We start from the raw sequence: 20,119 nt of genomic DNA on the forward strand, positions 1-20,119 counted from the left end.
ACATCGCCGGAAGGCGCGTCGGGTCACGTCGTGGTGACCTCGGCGACGAACATGAACCCACGACCGTGGACGGTCTTGATGACCTCCTGGCGTTTGCCGTCGTCGCCGACGGCCCTGCGGGCGTGGGCGATCCGCGAGGACAACGCCGCCTCGGACACGAACCGGTCGCCCCACACCTCGTCCATCAGCTCGTGCTTGGTCACGACGCGCCCGGCGTTCTCGACCAGATGGAGCAGCACGTCGTGGACCTGCGGTTCGATGTGCACGGCAACGCCTCCCACCCGTAGCTCGACCCGTCCCACGTCCAGTTCGTTGTCGCCGAAGCGATACACGACGCCGGACGCCGGGGAGGTGCCCGCCGGCGACGGGGAGTCACCCTCCAGAAGGGCACGGGCTCGACCGGAGAGCGACACCAGATCCGTACCCGCCGGTCGGCCGAGTTCGTCCTGGAGCGCCATCTCCAGATCATGGGTGGGGGAGCGCAGCACCGGAATTCCCTGGGTGAGGGGGATGGTCGACCAGAGCGACCGCGCCACTTCGGTGTTGCCGGTGAACGCCGCGGAGCCCGCGGCGGATCGCAACGTCATCGCCATGCCCTCCATGTCGCCGCCCGCAACGGTCACGTCGAGCGACTGACGGAAGAAGGGGAGTGCGCGGTCCCACCCGTGAGCAACGGCGGCGACCGACCCGGCGATCCGCGCCGCCGTGCTCGCCGCCCACGGAACGCCCGAGCGGTCCGCCGCCGCTCGGGCCTCGTCCGCCGCCCGCTCGGCCGCGGCGAGATCGCCAGCGGCGATCCGGTGGACCGCCATCGTGCTCGCCGCCCACACGATCGTGATCGCCTCGTCGGAGGCGCGCGCCTCGGACAGCAACCCCTCGAGCTGGGCGATCACCCCGGCGCGGTCCTCGGCGTCGAGGGCGACCGCGGCCCAGGAGATCCTGAGTTCCCGGGCGAATGCCACGATGTCGGCGCCGATGGCGAGGCCTTCCTCGAAGAGACGCTTCGCCTCCGCGAGGTCCTGCTCCGTCGCGGCGATCATCCCGAGCGTCCGGTAGCCGATGAGCCGGGCGAGGTCGGACGCGTCGGGATGCTCGATCGCGGCGGTCGCGAAGCGGGAGCCGTTCTCGTAGTCCGCCGCCACGAAGTTCACCGTGCCCATCACGGCCATCGCCTCGGCCTTCAGCGGTGCGTCGCCGTCCCATCTTGCGGCGACGCGCCGAGCAAGGCCGGCCACCTCGGAGCGGGCGCCGGTGGGACCGTAGAACGGGAGGATCAAGCGGTAGGCCCGGCCGGCGGTCTCGTCGTGGTCGAGCGTCCAGTTGAGCGCGGCGACCAGCAGCGAGAAGCGGTCACGGATGCGGGCGAGGACCTCGGTGGAGAACTCGCGCATGCCGGCCGCGAGAATGGCGTCGGCCACCTCCACCATGGAGTCCACGAACGCCTCGTTGACGCCGGCCAGATCGCCGGACGCCTCCAGTTGCTCGTGGGCGTAGGCCCGGATGCTGTCGAGCAGGCGATATCGCGTGACGCCGTTCGCACCGGGGCGAGCGTCGACCAGAGAACTGTCGACGAGCGCCGTGAGACCGTCGAGGGTGTCGAGTTCGGTCTCGCCGGCCGGGGCCACCCGATGGGCGAGGGCGAGGTCGAACGGACCGGGGACCGCGGCCAGGCGGCGCAACTGTTCCTGGCGAGCCTCGTCCATGGGCGCGTAGCTCGACTCGATCGCGCGGCGCAGCGACGAGTGGCGTCCGTCGTCGCCGGGCCGGGCGAGAACGTCGAGCTGTCGATCGAGATGCGTCACCAGCTCGGGTGGCGTGAGCACACGACTGCGCGCTGCCGCGAGCTCGATGGCGAGCGGGAGTCCGTCCAGGCGATGCACGACGCGGCCGACCGCGGCCAGGTTCGCCTCGTCCTCCTCCCACGTCGCACCGTGCTCGCGTGAGCGCTCGATGAACAGCCGGGCCGCGGGGGCTTGCGGGACCTCGCGGGGCGGACCGACGCCGGGGAGGGGGAGCGGGTCGAGCACGTACACCCGTTCGCCATCGAGGCGGAGGGGGCGCCGACTGGTGGCCAGCACCCGGATGTCGCCGCTGCTCGTGAGCGCGGCGGCCGAAGCCGCCGCGCCGGCGATGGCGGACTCACAGTTGTCCAACACGATCAGCGTGCGCCGCCCGGCGACGCGCAGGTGCAGCGACTCCATGGTGTCGATGTCGAGCTGCCGGGCGACGGCGTGGGCCACGTCGTCGCCGGCGGCGAGCCCGGCGAGCTCGACGACATGGGACCCGCCCGGGTGGTCGTCCGCGAGGTCTGCGGCGAGCGCGATCGCCAACGAAGTCTTGCCGAGGCCACCGGGCCCGACGATCGTGACGAGCGCATGCTCGGCGAGGAGTTCCGCGACGGCGTTCGCGTCCTCGTCGCGCCCGATGAGTCGTTCGATACCCCGCACGGGTCCAGTCTCGCCCATGGGGCGGGGCGGCGGGAAAACCCTGGAGCGCAGCCCACTCAGTGCGCCACGCAACGCCGGAAATCATCGTTATGTAAAGTCCTGGAGGTCCGAGGCGTCAAGCCCCGGCGCGCGATGGCCGATGAGGTGGCGTGGGGTGTACGTTCGTGTCGCTGCGGGCGGGAGGACTCATGTCGCTTCCGCACTCTGTTCGATCTGTTCGATCGTCCGGCCTTCGCCGACTCCGGCTCCGCTGGATGCTCGGCCTGGCCGCCCTCGCCTCGGTCTTCGGCTTCGCCGACCTCGCCGCGGCCGACAACTCGTTCGACTTCGCGCCGATCCACGCACCCTTCGAGTGCGGCTCCGAATGGCACGGCGGCACCCGACCGGGCCACGGGCTGAACGACTGGAACCTCGATCTCAACCGCACCTCGCGGACCTACAGCGACCCGCAACACGATCTCGGACAGCCGCTGATCGCCCAGGCCGACGGCACGATCGTCTGGATCGGCTGGCACGTCTCCGCCGGCACCTATGTCGAGATCGACTATGGCGAGATCACCGTGCGCTACATCCATCTCGTCGACGGTTCGGTGCCGGACGGACTCGCCATCGACTCCCCCGTGGTCGAGGGGCAGCTCTTCGGCCTGCTGGGCGACACGGGCAACGCCACCCACGCGCACCTGCACCTCGAGTACTTCGACAGCCGGGACTACGACGACGCCCGCGCCTGGATCCTTCCCGATGCCAACCAGATCCAGATCCGGATGGCCGGCGAGATCATCGACCCGTGGGAGGTCTTCGTCTCGACCAACTGTGGCGGCGATCCCCTCCCGACCACGACCACCACGACGACGACCACCACCGAACCGCCCCATCCGTTCGGGGACGTCCCCGTGGAGTCCTACGCCTACCTCGACGTGGCGCTCCTCTGGGAGCTCGGCATCACCACCGGTACGTCCGAAACCACCTTCTCCCCAGACGACCTCGTCACCCGCGAACAGATGGCGGCGTTCCTGGCCCGGACGTGGACCGACCTCGCCCCCGCCGACCCGGAGCCCGAACCGGACCCGGCCATCCCCGCCGAGCCGTACCCGTTCGACGACATCGACCCGACGTCCTACGCCTACGAGCCGGCGGCCCTCCTCTTCGACCTCGGCGTCACGACGGGCACCGGTGCGCGCTCCTACGACCCGTTCGCCACCGTGGACCGGGAACAGATGGCGGCGTTCCTCGCCCGCGTCCACCGCCTCTTCGCCGATCCACCGGTGCCCAGCGAGGACGATCCCCCGTTCCCGCTCCTCGACGTCGACCCGGCCTCGTATGCCGCGGCCGACATCGAGCTCCTCTGGCGGCTGGGCATCACCACCGGCACGTCGCCGACCACCTACTCCCCCGCCGACCCGGTGGATCGGAAGCAGATGGCGGCGTTCCTGGCCCGTCTGTGGCGCCTGCTCGACGACGCGCAAGATGACGGAGGCGACGGGAGCTGACAGGCTCGGGGCATGCCCCTGCGCCGATTCGTCAGCCGTCTCGCCCTCCTGCTCGCCCTCGCGATGGCGGCCGGCGCATGCACGCACGTCCACGTCCTGGTCCTGGCCGGTGAGTCCTTCGGCGGCCGGGTTCCGGGAACCGCCGGACACGACAATGCGGCGAACTACATCATCCAGTACCTACGAGCCCATGGCGTCGAGGCGATGGACGGCACCACGAACGTGGCGTCCTACGAGGACGCCTTCGCCTCCGGCACGAACATCATCGGCCGCGTGCCCGGCGCGACGACGCCCGACGAGTACGTGATCGTCGGCGCCCACTACGACCATCTCGCGAGCTGCGACAACACCGGCGGCACGGCGACCTGCAACGGCGCCACGGACAACGCCGCCGGCGTCGCGATTGTGTTGGAGATCGCGGCGGCGATCTTCGACGACGGCCCGGCGCCCGAGCGCACCGTGATCTTCGCCCTGTGGGACCGCGAGGAGGCCGGGCTGCTCGGCAGCAACGCCTGGGTCGCCACCAACGCGACGCTCCTCGAGGACGCCGTCGCCTACGTCAACTACGACATCCAGGGCGCCAACCTGCTCCGGAGTCTGCGCAACGACACGCTCGCGGTCGGCGCGGAGACAGGCGGCGCGGCACTGACCGGCGCGGTGACCGCGGCCGGCGCCGGGTCGACGCTCGATCTCTTCCAGTTGAGCCTCATCTTCGGTCTCGGCCGCTCCGACCACGCGAACTTCGCCGCCGCGGACGTGCCGACGGTCTTCTTCACGGACGCGACCGGCTCCTGCTACCACACGACCGAGGACACCTACGATGTCCTCGACCAGGGGAAACTCCAGGAGCAGCGCGACATCGGCGTCGCCCTGGTCAACGAGCTCGCCGCCGGTGTCACCACGCCGACGTTCACCGCCGCACCCGCCGGCACCTTCGCCGACGCCGTCGTCATCAAGACCCTCGTCGATGCCGGACTCGCCGACCTCGGCCTCTTCTCGGCGTCCGACCAGGCGACGCTGACGTCGATCTCCGCCGACATCGATGCCATCGTCGCGGCCGGCGCCGGGGCGTTCGACGCGGCCGCACTCAACTCGCTCTTCACCAACTCGCTCTCGCTCGTGAACCTGCTCGAGGACGGCACGGACTGCGACGGCTTTCTCACGCCCTGAGAGCAATTCCCTCACGCTCCGTGGCGCTTGCGAACCCGGGACATGCATGTGATGATGGTCACATGCATGTTACTAGACGGTCACTTACCCTCCCCCTGGTCCTGCTCCTGGCGCTCGTCGCCGCCGCCTGCACCGTGCAGGTCGGCGCCACCGAGCTGACGGTCGTCCAGGCCCAGGAGGACGGATTCCTCCAGAACGGCGACGAGCCCTACGTCGCCGTCATCAAGTGGCGGGTCATCCCCGGCACTGCGGGCTCCGCGTCGGCGCAGTTCATCGGCAACCTCCAGGAGCTCGGCAGCGGCATGGACGACGGCGACAGCGCCTCGATCCCCGCCGCGATGGGCACCGTCGACTTCCCGGGCATCCAGCACTCCACATTCCAGCAGTTGCTGGCCGAGGGCCGGGTTCCCGAGCTCGTCGGCACGGTGATGGTCGTCATGGAGAGCGATCTCACGCCGTGGGGCACGATCAACAACCTCATGAACGATGTCGAGGCAGCCCTCGAGACCGAGCTCGTCAACCAGGTGGAGCCGCTCACCATCGCCCAGCTGACCGACCCGCAGGCGGTGGCCGACGCCCTCGCGACAGCCGCGGCCAACGTCGAAGCGGCGGTGACCCCCGGCGTGTGGGACTCGATCCTTCTGTTCCTCGGTTCGCTCGGCAACCCGGACGATCCGATCGCGGTCGGCTTCACGGTGTGGGTCGCGTCCTACGGCGCTCTCGGCGACCTGGTCGAGTCGAGCCTGGTCGGCGCCCTCCCCGCCAACGCCACCGGCGGCGTGTGGTGGAAGGACGTCGCCGCCAAGACCGAGACGATGACGTTCAGCGGTGACGGTGCCATCTACGAGGTCGACATCACGGCCACGATCTCATAGCGCCTCGTTGCCGCGGAAGCCGGCTCGCCGCCATGCTCTAGCCTCGGATCCATGGCGGTCGACGACCTCACCCGGTTCCCGGACATCAGCCCCACCGCGTGGGAGCACCCGACCGATCGGGCCGCGCTCAACGCGCTACGGCGGATCCCGGGGTTCGACCTCGTGCTGCGCAAGCTCGTCGGGATGTTCGGCGAGAAGGCGGTCCGGCTGACCTTCAAGGCGAACGCGGTGAAGGTGGGCCCGCAGCAGTACCCGTGGATCCACGAGCGGGTGCTGCGGGTGTGTGACACCTTCGACCTCGCCGAAGTGCCGGAGGTCTACGTCTCGCAGACACCGCTCGTGAACGCGGGCGCGGTGGGCTTCGACAAGCCGTTCATCGTGCTCAACTCGTCGACGATCGAGATCCTCGACCGCGACCAGGTCGAGGCGGTGATCGGCCACGAGGTCGCCCACATCATGAGTGGTCACGCCGTGTACCGCACGATGCTGTTCCTCCTCATGCGGTTCGCCCTCACCCGCTATCCCCTCGCCGGCGTGGCCGTGCGCCCGGTGCTCTACGGGCTGCTCGAATGGCATCGCCGCTCGGAGCTGTCGTGTGATCGGGCGGCGCTGCTCGCGGTGCAGGATCCCGACGTCGTCATGACCGTGCTCATGCGGATGGCCGGCGGCTCGCGAGGTGAGGAACTCGACCTCGAATCGTTCATCGCCCAGAGCGACGAGTACCGCGAGGACAAGGACACCATCGCCGGGATCTACAAGGTCCTCGCCGCGCTCGGCACGACCCACCCGTTCGCCGTCGTCCGGGTCGCCGAGTTGCGCGACTGGATCGACAGCGGCGAGTACCAGGCGATCCTCGACGGCGACTATCGGACACCGACGGACGACGAGGCCACGCCCTACACCGACGACGTCGGCGACGCCGCCGCGGGCTATGCGGCGAGCGCCCGCAAGCTGGCCGACGAGGTGGGGTCGAGGGTCAGCAGCGTCGCCGGCAAGGTGTCCGCCGCCTGGGCCAACGAGCGCGACGGCACTGGATCGGACAGCACGCGGTCGGACAGCACGGAGTAGACGCCGCTAGACGCCGTCCTCGAACGAACGCCACGGGCCGTCCGGCCGCTGGGTCGACAGGTCGACCGCGTAGAGGTGCCCACCGAAGGGTTGATCGTGCTCGCGGGCGATCGGTCGACCGGCGAGACGGCACCACAGCAGGGTGCCGACGCCGCCGTGGCCGACCACGACGACGGTCTCGTCGCCGGCGAAGATGTCCCCGAGACCCGCAACCACGCGGGCTTGGGCGTCGACGGCCCGTTCCCAGCCGTTGGCGCTCGCCTCCGGTTGGGCGAAGAGACGGTTCGCCTGGGCCTCGTGTTCGTCGTGCGGGAGGTAGCCGGTGGCCGAGCGGTCGATCTCGTCGGTCGACGGACGCCGTTCGACCTCGAGCCCGAGCCGGGCGGCGAGGATCTCACCGGTCTCGATCGCCTTGCGTTCGCCGCTCGTCACGATCCGCTCCACGGCCGGGAGCCAGGTCGCCCGATCGGCGAGGTCCGCGGTGCGCCGGCGACCGACATCGCTGAGCCCCCACTCGGGCACCGGCACCGCCGGATCGATCACCACCTCCGGGTGGCTGAGGTAGCGCAGCGTCGCCACAGGACTCAGGCCGGAGGGACGAACGAGCCGCTCTCCAGCACCGACTCGACCACCCGCCGGCCGTAGGCGACCTGGGCGCCGAAGAGCGAACCCCCGAGGCTGATCCGACGAGCGCCCGCTGCCGCGACCTCCGGCAGGGTGAGCTCGGATCCGATCGCGACCAGGACGTTCGTCGGGCCGGGAGCGTTCGCGGTCACGGTCCGGATGCTGTCGAGGTCCCAGGTGCCGGGCGCGTAGAGACAGTGGGCACCGACGCCGGCAAAGCCTTCGAGCCGGGCCAGGGCCTCGTCCAGGCCGCCGTCGAGGCCGTAGAGAAGCACCTCGGTGCGGCCGGTGATCACGAAGGGTCGGTCGAGGGCGTTCGCGGCCTCGACCGCGGCTTCGATCCGTGCGACCGCGAGCGCCCGGTCGTACAACCCGCGCTCGCCGTCGCCGGACCAGTCCTCGATCCCCATGCCCGCCGCACCGGTTGCCGCGAAGGCCTGCACCGCCGCGGCCATGTCCTCCGGTTCGTGGCCGTAGCCGTTCTCCGCATCGACGTTGCACGGCACCTCCGCCGCGGCGACGAGATACGCCGTGTGTTCGGCGTGCTCGGCCATCGTCACGTCGCCCGCCGCGTCATCTCGCCCGATCTGGTTGGCGTGGGCGGAACTGGAGGTGGCGATGGCGTCGACCCCCGCCCCGCTCAGCGCTCGGGCGGTCGCCGCGTCGCCCACGTTGGCGAGCAGGAAGCAACCCTCCCGGTGGAGTTCGGCGAAACGGGCGCCGAGGCGGGCGTGGCGCTCATCGGTGGTGCTCATCACCACGGTCTACACCCTCTCCCCGGCGCCGGTCAGCGGGAACGGGACCGGAAGGTGGGTTCGTGCTCTAGCGTCACGGCGTGACCGTCGATCTCGCCGCACTCCCCTCCCCCGGCGAGAAACGGCTGGCGGTGCGGATCACCAAGGACGCGCTGCGTCATCTGCGGCGTGGCCACCCCTGGGTGTTCGACGGCTCGATCACCTCCGTCTCCCACGACGGCGAGCCGGGCGATCTGGCCGTGGTCTTCGACGACACGCGGGCCTTTGCCGGCATCGGCTTGTGGGACCCGGCGTCGCCCATGCGGATCAAGGTGCTGCACGCGGGCTCCCCACGGACGATCGACGGGGCGTTCTGGTCGGAGCGGGTCGAGACGGCACGGGCGATCCGCCAGCCGCTCATCGACGACGACCGGACCGACGCCTACCGCCTGATCCACGGCGAGAACGACGGCCTGCCCGGTGTCGTCCTCGACTGGTACGCCGGCACGGCCGTGCTGAAGGTCTACACCGCCGCCTGGCTCCCCCACCTCCGCCCACTGATCGAGGCGATCGTCGACTCGGCCGAGCCGACGACGCTCATCGTGCGCTTCGCCCGTTCGGTGGCCGAACGGGCCGACCTCGGGCTCGTCGAGGGTGCGGTCGTGCACGGCCCGCCCGTCGAGGAGCCGGTCATGTTCCTCGAGAACGGTCTGCGGTTCGAGGCGCATCCGACGACCGGGCAGAAGACCGGCCACTTCCTCGACCAGCGGGTCAACCGGGCACGGGTCCGCGAGCTCGCCGCCGGTCGGCGGGTGCTCGACGTGTTCAGCTGCACCGGCGGCTTCTCGGTCCACGCCGCTGCGGGCGGCGCCACCGAGGTGCACAGCGTCGACCTGTCCGGCCCGGCGATCGAGGCCGCGATCCGCAACATGGGCCACAACGCCGAGCTGCCCGCCGTCGCCGCCTGTCGCCACGAAGGCCACCACGGTGATGCGTTCGAGGTGATGCGGGCAATGGCCGAACGGGGCGAGCAGTTCGACCTGGTCGTGATCGACCCACCGTCGTTCGCTCAACGTCAGGCCAGCGTCGACCGGGCGCTCGCCGCCTACGCCCGGCTGACCCGCCTGGGCCTGGCGCTGACCGAGACCGGCGGCACCTACGTCCAGGCGTCCTGCTCGAGCCGCGTCGATGCGGACACCTTCTTCTCGACCGTGCGGGCCACCGCCGCCGACGAGGGCGTGGTTCTCGACGAGTTCGAGCGCACCACGCATCCCCTCGACCACCCGATCGGCTTCGCCGAGGGCGGCTACCTGAAGGCGCTCTACGCCACCATCCGCCGCTGAGAGGGCCCGCGAGTACCGTGGAGGGGTGGACGAGTCCGCCCGCATCGAGCTCACGCTGCGTCTCTGGGGCACCGGCGCGCCGGAATCCTTCGACGACTATGTCGAGCGGCTCATCGGCCTGCTCCCCCGCAACCGGGGTCGACTCGAGCGTCGCGCCGCCGAAGTCGACGCCGGCCCCGGCGCGCCCGACGCCCTCCTCGTGATGTCCTTCCCGGACTCCGCCTCGGTCGACGGGTTCCTGCGGGACCCACTGCGGGTCGACATGGAGGACCTCGCCTCGGCCGCCGTCAGCCGATCGCTGATCACCGACAGCCGGCACCGCGACGGTCCCGATGACGACACCGACGCCGAGGTCGTGCCGCTGCGCGCCGACGAGGCCGATGACTGATCGCGTCGAGTCCCGACCGTCATCGATCCACGGGCGGGGCGTCTTCGCGACCGCGCCGATCGCAGAGGGCGACCTGGTCGGCAGCTACGAGGGCGACCCGGCGGACGACGATGGCACCTACGTGCTGTGGGTCGAGGCCGATGACGGCGAGTGGGACGGCATCGAGGGCACCGGCGTCCTGCGCTTCCTGAACCACAGCCGCACGCCCAACGTCGAGTTCGACGGCCCGGACCTCTACGCCCTTCGCGACATCGCCGCCGGCGAGGAGCTGCTCTTCGACTACGGCGACGCGTGGGCTGACGTGCCCTAGCCCTGCCCACCGAGGTGACGATGGGCGACCGGACCCACCGAACCCGGCGGACCGAGCTGCCACGCGGCGCTGTCGCGGAGTCGATCGGTGACGAAGTCCTTCGCCTCGATGACGGCATCACGAACGTCCCGGCCGAGGGCGAGCCCCGCGGTCACCGCGGCAGCGAAGGTGCAACCGCTCCCCCGCACGTTGCGGGTGTCGATCCACTCACCGGGAAGCGTCGTAGAGGAGCCGGAGGGGTCGATCAGCAGGTCGGTGGCGTCGCGGCGGCCGCCGGTCACGACCACGAGCGGGGCGCCGAGGGCCGCCAATGCGGCGGCGTCCGGGCCGAGCAAGGCCGCCTCGGCCTGATTCGGGGTGAGCACCGCGGCCCGGGGATACAGCAGGGCGCGGGCGGCCGTCTCGACGTCATCCGCCACGAAGCGCTCACCCGTGCCGGTCACCATCACCGGGTCGACCACCGGGGCCGGCAGCAGGCCCGGGCCGATCCGGTCGGCGATGATCTCCACATGCGCGGCCGATGACAGCAGGCCGACCTTCAGGGCACTGACGGTCACGTCGGCGAGGATCTGGTCCAACTGGGCGGCGAGGAGCTCCGGGTCCGTGGGGCTGACCCGCTCGACCGAGCCGAACCGCTGGGCCGTCACCGCGGTGACGGCCACCATCCCGTGTACCCCGAAGGCGGCGAACGTCGTCAGATCGGCCGCGACGCCGGCTCCACCGAGCGGATCGTGCGCAGCGATGGCGAGGGCGATCGGTGGTTGCACACCGCCGATCGTGCCACACCGCGGTCGGAGCCTCCGCACACGCGAGACTGCGGATGATGCACGAATCGACCCGTGGCCGGCTGCTGGTGGCGACACCATCGCTTCTCGACCCCAATTTCGTGCGCACGGTCATCTTCATGCTCGAACACAACGAGGAGGGCGCCATCGGTGTCGTCCTCAACCGGCCGAGCGAGTTGCCGGTCGCGACCACCATCGAGCCCTGGGCCGGTCGCACGGTTCCGCCCAGCGTGATCTTCCTCGGCGGACCGGTCTCCCCGTCCTCCGTGATCGCGCTGGCCTCCGTCTCGCTCGACGACGCGGGCGCCAACTGGAACCAGATCCTCGGCCGCATCGGCACGGTGGATCTCGACGTCGACCCGACCGAGGTGCCCGGTCTCGACGAGGTCCGCATGTTCGCCGGTTACGCCGGCTGGTCGGGGGGCCAGCTCGAGGCGGAGCTGCACGACGACGGATGGTTCGTGGTCGACGCCGAGCTCACCGACGTGCACACCGATGACCCGTTCGAACTCTGGTGGGAGGTCGTCGGCCGCCAGCCCGGGCCCATCGGGCGCCTCGCCCACTACCCGCGGGATCCGAGGGACAACTGACTAGCGGAAGTCCCAGAGCTCGATCATCGCGTCGAACACCAGGTCGGCCACCCACGACGCCGCGCTGCGGGTGAGGTGCACCCCGTCGTCGATCCGGGCGCGGATCTGGTCACCATCGGGGCCGACGATGCGTTGGGCGTAGCCGCCGTCACCGCCGAACAGCGGCCAGATGTCGATGGCGCTCACGAAATCACGCTCGGCGATGACCACGGCCGCGAGGGCGTTGATCTGCTCGATGCCGTCATCGAGACCGCCGTCGCGCATCGGCGGCTGGGTCACCCAGAAGACGTGACGGCCGTCCTTCTCGAGCAGGTCGAAGGTGATCCCCAGGCGGCGACTCCACTCGGCCTGCCACTCCGGTGAGCCCTCCACGAGTCGGTTGCCGTCGGCGTCGGTCATGTCCTGGTGGTCGTTGGCGCCGATGAACAGCACGACGGCTTCGGGATTCGAGTCGGCGTCCACCTCGCGCAGCCGCGCCGGCCAGTTGAAGTAGTCGGGACGGGCGAGGCTCGTCGAGATCTCGTGTTGGACCTCGACGTCGAGGGCCAGGTCCGACTCGGTCGTGATCGCATCCGCGAGGTACTCCGCCTGGCTGTCACCGCCGACGAAGACCGTGAGTGGCGCCGAGTCGTCGACCACCCGGATCGGGCCGTCCGGAACGGTCGTCGTCGTGGTCGAGGACGTCGACGACGTGACCGGGTCGTCGCCGGGTTCGACCATCGGATCGTCGTCGGTCGGGTCGTCGTCGAGTCCGGCGTCGGCTGCGACCTCGTCGATCGAGTCGATGCGCTCGGCCGCGTCCTCCCCCGCGCCGCGCACGTCGCGAATCCAGTCGTAGGGGCGGTTGAGGGAGAGGAAGTTGGCCACCCGGTCGATGCCTTCGGCCACTGCGACCTGCCGGTCCCGGGTCGGGCCGAACTCCTGGCGCTCGGCGATCTCGACGATCTTGCCCGAGGTCAGCAGGGTGGCGAGGAGTAGGCAGGAGACGGCGGCGATCACGGCCGACCGCACGTCGGAGGTGTGCTGAGAGAGATCCTTCTCGCGGGCGTCCTGGAACTGCTCGTCGTCCCACGTGTGGCCCCGCTCACGCGGCGTCGTCGCTCGCTGCAGGGGGTCCGAATGCTTCATGTGCTCACACCCCTCTCCTCAGAACTGGAAGTAGATGAACTCGGAAATGCCCTCGGGACCGAGAGCGACGACGACCATGATCCATGCCGCGAACGCCACAGAGACCGCGACCGGCGGCACGTGGGAGAACAGGGCGGACCACTGACGGGCCAACAGTGGCGGGACGTACTGGGCGGCGATCGAACCGACGATCACCAGGACGACCAACGGATTGACGAGCTCGGGCGTGACGGTCCACCCGGAGAAGAGGGCACCGAGCACGTCGCCGGCGCGCCCGAGCGAGTCGCTGTTGAAGATCACCCAGCCGATGCACACGAAGTGGAAGGTGACCAACCGGCCGAGCCAGAGAGACCGCACCTCGAGCGGCGTGAACGGCACCGGCGACGACGGATCCTCTCGCCAGGCATCGACGGCCGCGCCGGAGTGGAGCCGCGCGATCTCCTTGATCCGGACGTCGCGGGAGTCGAGTGGCGTGTCCAGTTCGCCGCGGAGATCGGACAGCAGCCGCTCCCCCGCCATGCCGAACCCCTGGTAGAGCCCCCACACGACGAACGTCCCCGCGGCGCCGTGCCACAGCCCGCCGAGACCCATCGTGATCAGCAGGTTCCGATAGGTGGTCAACCGGCCCTTCCGGTTGCCGCCGAGCGGGAAGTAGAGATAGTCCCGCAGCCACCGCGACAGCGTCATGTGCCAACGCCGCCAGAAGTCCTGGACCGACACGGCCGCGTAGGGCCGATCGAAGTTCTGCGGGAACCGGAACCCGAGGAGCAGGGCGATCCCGATCGCCATGTCGGTGTAGCCGCTGAAGTCGGCGTACAGCTGGATCGCGTAGCCGTAGATCCCGAACAGGATGTCGACGGCGCCGTACTCGCCGGGCGTCCCGAACGCGTCGTCGACGATCGCCCGGCCCAGGAAGTCGGCGATCACGACCTTCTTCAGCAGGCCGCGCCCGATCAGCACCACCGCACGACCGGCCTCGACCTGGTCCGGCACCCGTTCGGACCGGAGCTCCGGCAGGAACTCGGTGGCCCGAACGATCGGGCCGGCGACGAGCTGCGGGAAGAACGACAGGTACACGGCGAAGTCGAGCAGCGGGGCCGGCGGCGTGTCCTTGCGGTACACGTCCACGACATAGCTGATGCCCTGGAACGTGAAGAACGAGATCCCGATCGGCAACACGATGTCGAGCGCCGGGCTGGACAGGCCGAGGTTGCGATCCAGCGAGTCGGTGAAGAAGTCGTAGTACTTGAAGAAGGCGAGCACGCCGAGATCGAGCACCACCGCGACGCTGAGCGCGAGCTTGCGGGCCGCGTCGTTCGGGCCGCGGTGGATGGCGATCGCCGCGATCTCGTTGCCCACCGTCATCAGCGCGAGGAGGGCCAGGAAGCGGACGTCCCAATAGCCGTAGAAGTAGTACGACGCGGCGAGCACGAAGAGCTTCCAGGCGGTCACGTGCCGGCGCAACATCCAGCTCACGGGGAGCACCACGGCGAAAAACGCCGCGAAGGTGAATGTCGGGAACAGCACGGAAAGCTCGACCTCCTGTCCGCCCCGGCCGAAGAGTATCCCCGCGATGTCGACCGCCGATGGAGGGTAGGTTCGCGCCCCTATGTCTGACGGAGCGGACCCCGCCGGGACCCACCCCGACCATGCCACCGAGCAGGCCTACCTCCGCCGCGCCCGCGCCGCACTGGAGGCGATGGCGGTCCGTTCGGCGCGGGCGCTCGAGTTCAGCGAGCAACGCGTCCGCGACGAGGACTCGGTCGACGCCAAGATCGCCCGGGCCCACATGGCGGACCGCCGCGCCGCGGTCGATGTCGGTGCGGTCACCCTGTGCTTCGGCCGAATCGACGAAGACCCGGTGACGACCGACGGCGACCGGTGGTACGTCGGCCGGCGCCACATCGAGGACGAGGCGGGCACGCCGGTGATCGTCGACTGGCGGGCTCCGGTGGCGATCCCGTTCTACCGGGCGACCGCGGTCGACGCCTTCGGCCTCGCCCGTCGCCGGCGGTTCTCGTGCGACGTCGACGAGCTCGTGGCCATCTTCGACGAGCAACTGGACGACCCGGACTCCATCACCGCCGCCGGGATCCCCGATCCGGTCCTCGCCGAGATCGAACGGGGCCGCAGCGGCGAGATGTCCGACATCGTGGCCACCATCGCCGCCGAGCAGGACGAGATCATCCGGGCTCCGCTCGACGAGTGCCTGCTGGTGCAGGGTGGGCCGGGCACCGGCAAGACGGCGGTCGGGCTGCACCGGGCCGCGTACCTGCTGTTCGAACACCGCGAGGCGCTCTCCCAGAGCCATGTCCTCGTCATCGGACCGAACCCGGTGTTCCTGCGCTATGTGGCGAACGTGCTGCCGTCGCTCGGTGAGACGGCGGTGAGTCAGGCGACGGTCACCTCCCTGCTCAGCTCACGCGTGCGGGTGCGAGCCGACGAGCCACCGGACGTCGTCGAGGTGAAGGGCCGGGCGGTGATGGCCGACGTGCTCCGCCGGCTCGCGACCGCTCGGATCAAGGCGCCGACGGAGGAGCAGTCGGTGCCGATCGGGCTTCGGTCACTGCGCTTCCCGCCCGATGTCGTCGCCGCCGCGATCACGACCGCCCGCGACAACGATCTCCCGCTCAACGACGCGAAGGGCGTCTTCACCGAGGTGTTGCTGCGCGACGCCCGTCGCCAGCTCATCGATCGCGACGTAGCTCAGGAGGACCTCGCTCGCATCCTTCCCGAGCTGCGCAAGAGCGACGGATTCAGGAAGCTGGTGGACAGGGTCTGGCCGAGCCTGAGCGGCGCCCAGGTCGTCCGCTCCCTGCTCGGCAGCCCGACCAACCGACGTCGGGCGGTCGACGGTCTGCTCTCCGCCGAGGACGCGGACCTGCTCCAGCGTGCGAACGCCAAGAAGATCGCCGACGAGCCCTGGACGGCTGCCGACCTGGCGCTGCTGGACGAGGCGAACGCGCTCACCGCGGGCGGCGGCCGCCGGTACGGCCACGTCGTGGTCGACGAAGCCCAGGACCTCTCGGCCATGGCGCTGCGGGCGGCCGGGCGCCGCGCCGCCGGCGGCTCGATGACGATCCTCGGCGACATCGCCCAGGCGACCGGCGTCGGCGCCCAGACGTCCTGGGACGCCGTGACGACCGGGCTCGGAGTCGACGCGGACATCGTGCGGCGACGCGAGCTGACGATCGGCTACCGCGTGCCCGGCCCCATCCTCGACTACGCGAACCAGCTCCTCACCGTCACGGCGCCCGACATCACCCCGAGCTCCTCGATCCGCGACCGTGGCGCCGGCGCTGAGCACCACGAGGTCGCCGACGCCGCACTGGCCGGCACCGTGGCCGAACTGGCAGCCGCCGTCGGCGAGGACTGGGCGACGATCGGCGTGGTGGCGATGCCGGACCGCATGGACGAGATCCTGGTGGCGCTCGACGCAGCCGGTCTCGCCGCCGGCGACACCCGCCGGGCCCTCGCGCTGGATCAGCCGATCTCGGTCGTCGACCCGCCGACGGCGAAGGGGCTCGAGTTCGATGTCACGATCGTCGTCGAACCGGACGCGTTCACGTCGCTGCCGAACGGACTGCGGCTGCTCTACGTCGCGCTGACCCGCTCGGTCCAGCGACTGCTGGTCGTGCGCAGCCGGCCGATGCCCGCCCCGCTCTGAGTCACGCCCGGTCGCCGTGGCGGCCCGCCCCTTCGGCGAACCGGGTGGCCCCCTCCAACGACTCGCCACTGAAGAGGGTGCCGCGTCCGATCTCGGTCTCGTTCAGCAGGGCGTCGTCGAGCGACATGCCCCATTGCTGCTTGGACGACAGGAGGTCGCCCCGCATGCAGATCGGCGGCAGTTCGGCCAGCTCGTGGGCGAGCGCGAGCGCCGTCGCCCGCGCCTCGCCGGGGGCACACGAGCGGTTGACGAGCCCCATGCGCACGGCCTCGTCGCCGCTGACCCCCCGTCCGGTGAGGATCAGGTCGTTGGCGTGGGACGCCCCGATCAGGCGGGGCAGGCGGATCGTGCCGCCGTCGACCAGGGGCACGCCCCAGCGCCGGCAGTAGACGCCGAACACCGCATCGGACGCCGCCACCCGCAGGTCGCACCACGCGGCGAGCTCGATCCCACCGGCGACCGCGAACCCCTCGACCGCCGCGATCACCGGCTTGTCCAACGTGAGGCGGGTGGGTCCCATCGGGCCCGGGCCGTCGAGTTCGACCCGATTGCCGCCGCCCTCCGCGACCGCTTTCAGGTCCGCCCCCGCGCAGAACGTGCCGTTGGCCCCGGTGAGCACCGCCGCCCGTTGCTCGTCGTTCGCCGCGAACGCCTCGAACGCCGCGAGCAGCTCCCCGGCCGTCTCCCGATCCACGGCGTTGCGGCGTTCGGGTCGATCGATCGTGACGATCAGGACGGGGCCATCGGTTTCGACGTGGACTGCCATGCCTGCACGGTAGGCCGCGTCGATGCGCAGGGCGCAAGGTTGTGCACGAACACCTGTTCGGATAGCGTGTCTCGCCATGGCGGTGCTCGGCACGTACCAGACCACCCTGTTCGCCCAAGGCGATCCGGCCGTGGTCGCCGACACCGCCGTCCAACGCATCACCCTCGACGAGTGCAGTTGGGTCGACCTCAGCCGCAACTGGCTGACGGGCGCCGACGCCCTCCTCGATCGCCTCGCCCACGAGATCCCGTGGCGAGGCGGCCGCCGGCCCATGTACGGGCGCCTCGTCGAGGAACCCCGGCTCCACGGGCGCATCGACACCGAGATCCCCGAACACCGGGATCTGCTCGAGACGATGCAGGACTGGCTCGAGTCCCGCTACGGCGGGGAGATCAGCCCCAACTTCGTGAACTACTACCGCGACGGTTCCGACTCCGTCGCCTGGCACGCGGACCGGATCGGCACCCACCAGATCGACCCGATCGTCGCCATCGTCTCGCTCGGCGGACCGCGCCGGTTCGGGTTGCGGCCCATGGGCGGCGGCGAGTCCGTCCGTCTCACCCTCGGCTCCGGCGACCTCCTCGTGATGGGCGGCGCCTGCCAGCACAGTTGGGAGCACTGTGTGCCGAAGATGGCGGACGCGGCGCCCCGGATGAGCATCACGATGCGCCATGTCGCCGACGGGCCCGGCACCGGCTCCGGGGACGACTGGTGGTACCGGGAGAGCTCAGGCCGTGACCACGACCCGCACGCGGGCCAGATTGACGATGCGGCGCTGCGGTGATCCGACGTCGCCGTCACGGTGCGCCGTGACCCGCACACACGGGAAGTACACGCCTGGCGTGTCGTAGCTCGTGGCGCGGGTCACTCGCACCTCGGCACGCGATCCGTCGATGCCGTCCTCCCGGACCGGGAAGGCGCCCGTACCGTCGAAGTCCCAGTCGACGTCCACGATCGTTCCGCAGCCGGGAGGCGTCGCCGCCTCGGCCTCGATCTCCACGGTCTCCCCCACCCGCACATCGGCTCGCGCGCCGCCGTCGACCGCGGCGGAGACGACGGGCTGGATCCCATGACGGTGCGCCGCCTCGGCCGGGAGCCGCACGGCGCCGTCGGGCGAACGGCTGACCGCGGTGTCGCGCGGCGGCTCGACGCCGTGCTCCACCCACGAGATCGTGTCCCGCATGGCCTGGTGCACGTGCCCCCGGTAGTCGACGAACCGGGTGCTGCGGACGGGCACCGGCCCCTCGACGACCTGCGGCCCGGTCACGTGCATGGCGTTCTCGTTGAACCACACCCGCAGGCCCGCGTCGGTGCCGCGCTGTTCGATCATCAACCGACGCAGATGATCCGGCGCACAGGGCCAGCACTGGGCGTCGTGGGTGTTCTGGACCACGATCACCTTCTGGTCGACCGCTCCGGTGTAGGGCGCGACGAAGTACAACTCCTCGGACCCGGTCACCCGCGGTCGCTGCGGGTAGATGGGTTCGCCGTCGATCCGGAACACGGAGAACTCCGGGATGTCCTCGTTCTGGTGCCGGGTCAGGTTGGCGTAGGCGAGGAAGTCGCTGTTGTCGACGAGCACCTCGTCGCCCGCCACGACCTGCTCGAACCCGATGCTCATGTTCCGCCGTCCACCGCCGGCGACGATCACCCCAGCGCCGCCACCGAGGCTGAGCAGCACCCGATCGGCCGCCGCGCCGGTGCGGATCGTGAGTTCGGCGCCGACCGCCTCGCTCGGCGACAGTCCGTCGAGCTCCACGCCGATCACGGCATCCGGCCGGTCCCGGGCGATCTTGACCACCGCCAGGTACTGGTAGACGTCCATCGCGACGGTGATCTCGGGGCTCGCGGCGATCTCGCCCGCCGTGAGGGTGCGCACGACGGGGAAGGTGCGCTGGACCCGGCCGGCGCGAACGCTGCCGTCGGCCCCCGCATATCCCGGTTCGGTCCAGAAGTCCTCGAAGTACGTCGGGTCGAAGTCACGCAGGCCCGGGATGACACCGTTGGACGCAGTGGTCACCGGATGGATCTGATCCTCGGCCCCGCGGGGGAAGCCGAGTCGGTAGAGCGTGGCCAGCGTTTCGCGCTGCTCCGCGTCGAGACCGGCGAAGGGCTCGCCGGACCCGCCGGGCGCGGTGGCATCGACGACGCCGGCGAGATCGTCACCGAGCGCCCTGGTGGTCTCGGCGACATGGGCACAGAGCACCTGCTGGGCGACGTGCGGGAGGATGAAGACCACCGCGCCGTCGTAGAGGCCCTCCGGCGCGTTCTCGAGACACACGAGGGTCCGCGCCGCTCCGCCGCTGCCGCCGTAGATGTAGCCGTGTTCGGGTGGCTCGCCGTAGACCGATGCCGCGACGACCCGGGAATGGTCCGCCACCGCCACGTTGGCGCCGTAGTGATGGATCCAGCGGTCGATGTGGCTCGCGTCGGGGCCGTCGTGCCCCTGGTTCGAAACAACGAAGTACGCCCCCGCCGCCAGGGCGTTCGCCAGATCGCTGGTCAGCGGCGCGGCCGGCGGCCACTGGGCCTCGCTCGTCCCGCCGCCTCCCCCTTCGATGTGGTGGATCATGCGCCCGCCGTACTGCTCCTCCGGCGGGAAGTAGTAGGAGAAGCGGGTCTCGGTCCCCTCGAACCCTCCCTGCACGAGACGGTGGCGAACCGGTTCGTCGCGCCACTCGTCGACCTCGGTGAAGGGCCGGGCGAAGGGATCCTCGTTCATCACGATGACCCT

At 70.5% G+C, this 20,119-nt stretch carries 18 protein-coding genes; 10 read left to right on the top strand and 8 right to left on the bottom strand.

All coding sequences use genetic code 11. From position 1 onward, the window contains the following. Positions 1–23: 23 nt before the first annotated feature. Positions 24–2,447, bottom strand: a complete 2,424-nt coding sequence (locus R8F63_07410) for a winged helix-turn-helix domain-containing protein (protein ID MDW3218427.1) — start codon at positions 2,445–2,447, stop codon at positions 24–26. A 254-nt stretch (positions 2,448–2,701) separates the two neighbouring features. On the opposite strand from R8F63_07410, the gene R8F63_07415 reads away from it, so the two are divergent. From R8F63_07415 to R8F63_07430, 4 genes are all read left to right on the top strand, one after another. Then, on the top strand, positions 2,702–3,937 hold the full coding sequence (locus tag R8F63_07415; protein ID MDW3218428.1) for an S-layer homology domain-containing protein: 1,236 nt from the start codon (positions 2,702–2,704) through the stop codon (positions 3,935–3,937). A 12-nt stretch (positions 3,938–3,949) separates the two neighbouring features. Beyond that, the gene (locus R8F63_07420) at positions 3,950–5,107 is read left to right on the top strand and encodes a M20/M25/M40 family metallo-hydrolase (GenBank protein MDW3218429.1); all 1,158 of its coding nucleotides are present in this window, start codon (positions 3,950–3,952) and stop codon (positions 5,105–5,107) included. 62 nt (positions 5,108–5,169) lie between these two features. Next, positions 5,170–5,982, top strand: a complete 813-nt coding sequence (locus tag R8F63_07425) for a hypothetical protein (protein MDW3218430.1) — start codon at positions 5,170–5,172, stop codon at positions 5,980–5,982. A gap of 51 nt (positions 5,983–6,033) precedes the next feature. Further along, the gene (locus R8F63_07430; GenBank protein MDW3218431.1) at positions 6,034–7,050 is read left to right on the top strand and encodes a M48 family metallopeptidase; all 1,017 of its coding nucleotides are present in this window, start codon (positions 6,034–6,036) and stop codon (positions 7,048–7,050) included. Between the two features lie 6 nt (positions 7,051–7,056). On the opposite strand, the gene R8F63_07435 is transcribed toward R8F63_07430, so the two are convergent. Both R8F63_07435 and R8F63_07440 read right to left on the bottom strand, forming a co-directional pair. Then, complete coding sequence (locus R8F63_07435; GenBank protein MDW3218432.1) at positions 7,057–7,629, bottom strand: histidine phosphatase family protein; 573 nt, start codon at positions 7,627–7,629, stop codon at positions 7,057–7,059. Between the two features lie 5 nt (positions 7,630–7,634). Further along, entirely contained in the window at positions 7,635–8,429 is a 795-nt protein-coding gene (locus R8F63_07440; GenBank protein MDW3218433.1) for an isocitrate lyase/phosphoenolpyruvate mutase family protein, read from the bottom strand. Between the two features lie 80 nt (positions 8,430–8,509). On the opposite strand from R8F63_07440, the gene R8F63_07445 reads away from it, so the two are divergent. From R8F63_07445 to R8F63_07455, 3 genes are read left to right on the top strand one after another with little or no spacing between them, the layout of a single operon-like run. Then, positions 8,510–9,751 (top strand): class I SAM-dependent rRNA methyltransferase, encoded by a 1,242-nt coding sequence (locus R8F63_07445; GenBank protein ID MDW3218434.1) that lies wholly within the window; start codon positions 8,510–8,512, stop codon positions 9,749–9,751. A gap of 25 nt (positions 9,752–9,776) precedes the next feature. Beyond that, a complete protein-coding gene (locus R8F63_07450; GenBank protein MDW3218435.1) occupies positions 9,777–10,139 on the top strand; it encodes a hypothetical protein in 363 nt (120 codons plus the stop codon). Continuing rightward, positions 10,132–10,449 (top strand): SET domain-containing protein, encoded by a 318-nt coding sequence (locus R8F63_07455; protein ID MDW3218436.1) that lies wholly within the window; start codon positions 10,132–10,134, stop codon positions 10,447–10,449. Before R8F63_07450 ends, R8F63_07455 begins: the two co-directional genes overlap by 8 nt. Here R8F63_07455 and R8F63_07460 read toward each other — a convergent pair. Next, positions 10,446–11,216, bottom strand: a complete 771-nt coding sequence (locus R8F63_07460; GenBank protein MDW3218437.1) for a hydroxymethylpyrimidine/phosphomethylpyrimidine kinase — start codon at positions 11,214–11,216, stop codon at positions 10,446–10,448. The genes R8F63_07455 and R8F63_07460 overlap by 4 nt on opposite strands. A 56-nt stretch (positions 11,217–11,272) precedes the next feature. Here R8F63_07460 and R8F63_07465 point away from each other — a divergent pair, with 56 nt between their 5' ends. Continuing rightward, positions 11,273–11,824 (top strand): YqgE/AlgH family protein, encoded by a 552-nt coding sequence (locus tag R8F63_07465; protein MDW3218438.1) that lies wholly within the window; start codon positions 11,273–11,275, stop codon positions 11,822–11,824. Here the strand turns inward: R8F63_07465 and R8F63_07470 are convergent, their stop codons facing one another. Together R8F63_07470 and R8F63_07475 are read right to left on the bottom strand one after the other, a co-directional pair. Continuing rightward, positions 11,825–12,952, bottom strand: a complete 1,128-nt coding sequence (locus R8F63_07470; protein ID MDW3218439.1) for a DUF459 domain-containing protein — start codon at positions 12,950–12,952, stop codon at positions 11,825–11,827. Between the two features lie 18 nt (positions 12,953–12,970). Beyond that, positions 12,971–14,479: an MBOAT family protein gene (locus R8F63_07475; protein ID MDW3218440.1), complete on the bottom strand. Its 1,509-nt coding sequence runs from the start codon at positions 14,477–14,479 to the stop codon at positions 12,971–12,973. A gap of 82 nt (positions 14,480–14,561) precedes the next feature. Here R8F63_07475 and R8F63_07480 point away from each other — a divergent pair, with 82 nt between their 5' ends. Next, a complete protein-coding gene (locus tag R8F63_07480; GenBank protein MDW3218441.1) occupies positions 14,562–16,619 on the top strand; it encodes an AAA family ATPase in 2,058 nt (685 codons plus the stop codon). A 1-nt stretch (position 16,620) separates the two neighbouring features. On the opposite strand, the gene R8F63_07485 is transcribed toward R8F63_07480, so the two are convergent. Next, positions 16,621–17,385 (bottom strand): crotonase/enoyl-CoA hydratase family protein, encoded by a 765-nt coding sequence (locus tag R8F63_07485; GenBank protein ID MDW3218442.1) that lies wholly within the window; start codon positions 17,383–17,385, stop codon positions 16,621–16,623. Positions 17,386–17,461: 76 nt separating this feature from the next. Between R8F63_07485 and R8F63_07490 the strand changes: the two genes are divergently transcribed. Then, positions 17,462–18,169, top strand: coding sequence for an alpha-ketoglutarate-dependent dioxygenase AlkB (locus tag R8F63_07490; protein ID MDW3218443.1), 708 nt, complete (start codon positions 17,462–17,464; stop codon positions 18,167–18,169). On the opposite strand, the gene R8F63_07495 is transcribed toward R8F63_07490, so the two are convergent. Beyond that, positions 18,113–20,107, bottom strand: coding sequence for a hypothetical protein (locus R8F63_07495; protein ID MDW3218444.1), 1,995 nt, complete (start codon positions 20,105–20,107; stop codon positions 18,113–18,115). The two genes, R8F63_07490 and R8F63_07495, sit on opposite strands and share 57 nt — an antisense overlap. Positions 20,108–20,119 lie beyond the last annotated feature (12 nt).

It is taken from the genome of Acidimicrobiales bacterium, assembly GCA_033344915.1.
In the GTDB taxonomy this organism is placed as follows: Bacteria; Actinomycetota; Acidimicrobiia; order Acidimicrobiales; family Aldehydirespiratoraceae; genus JAJRXC01.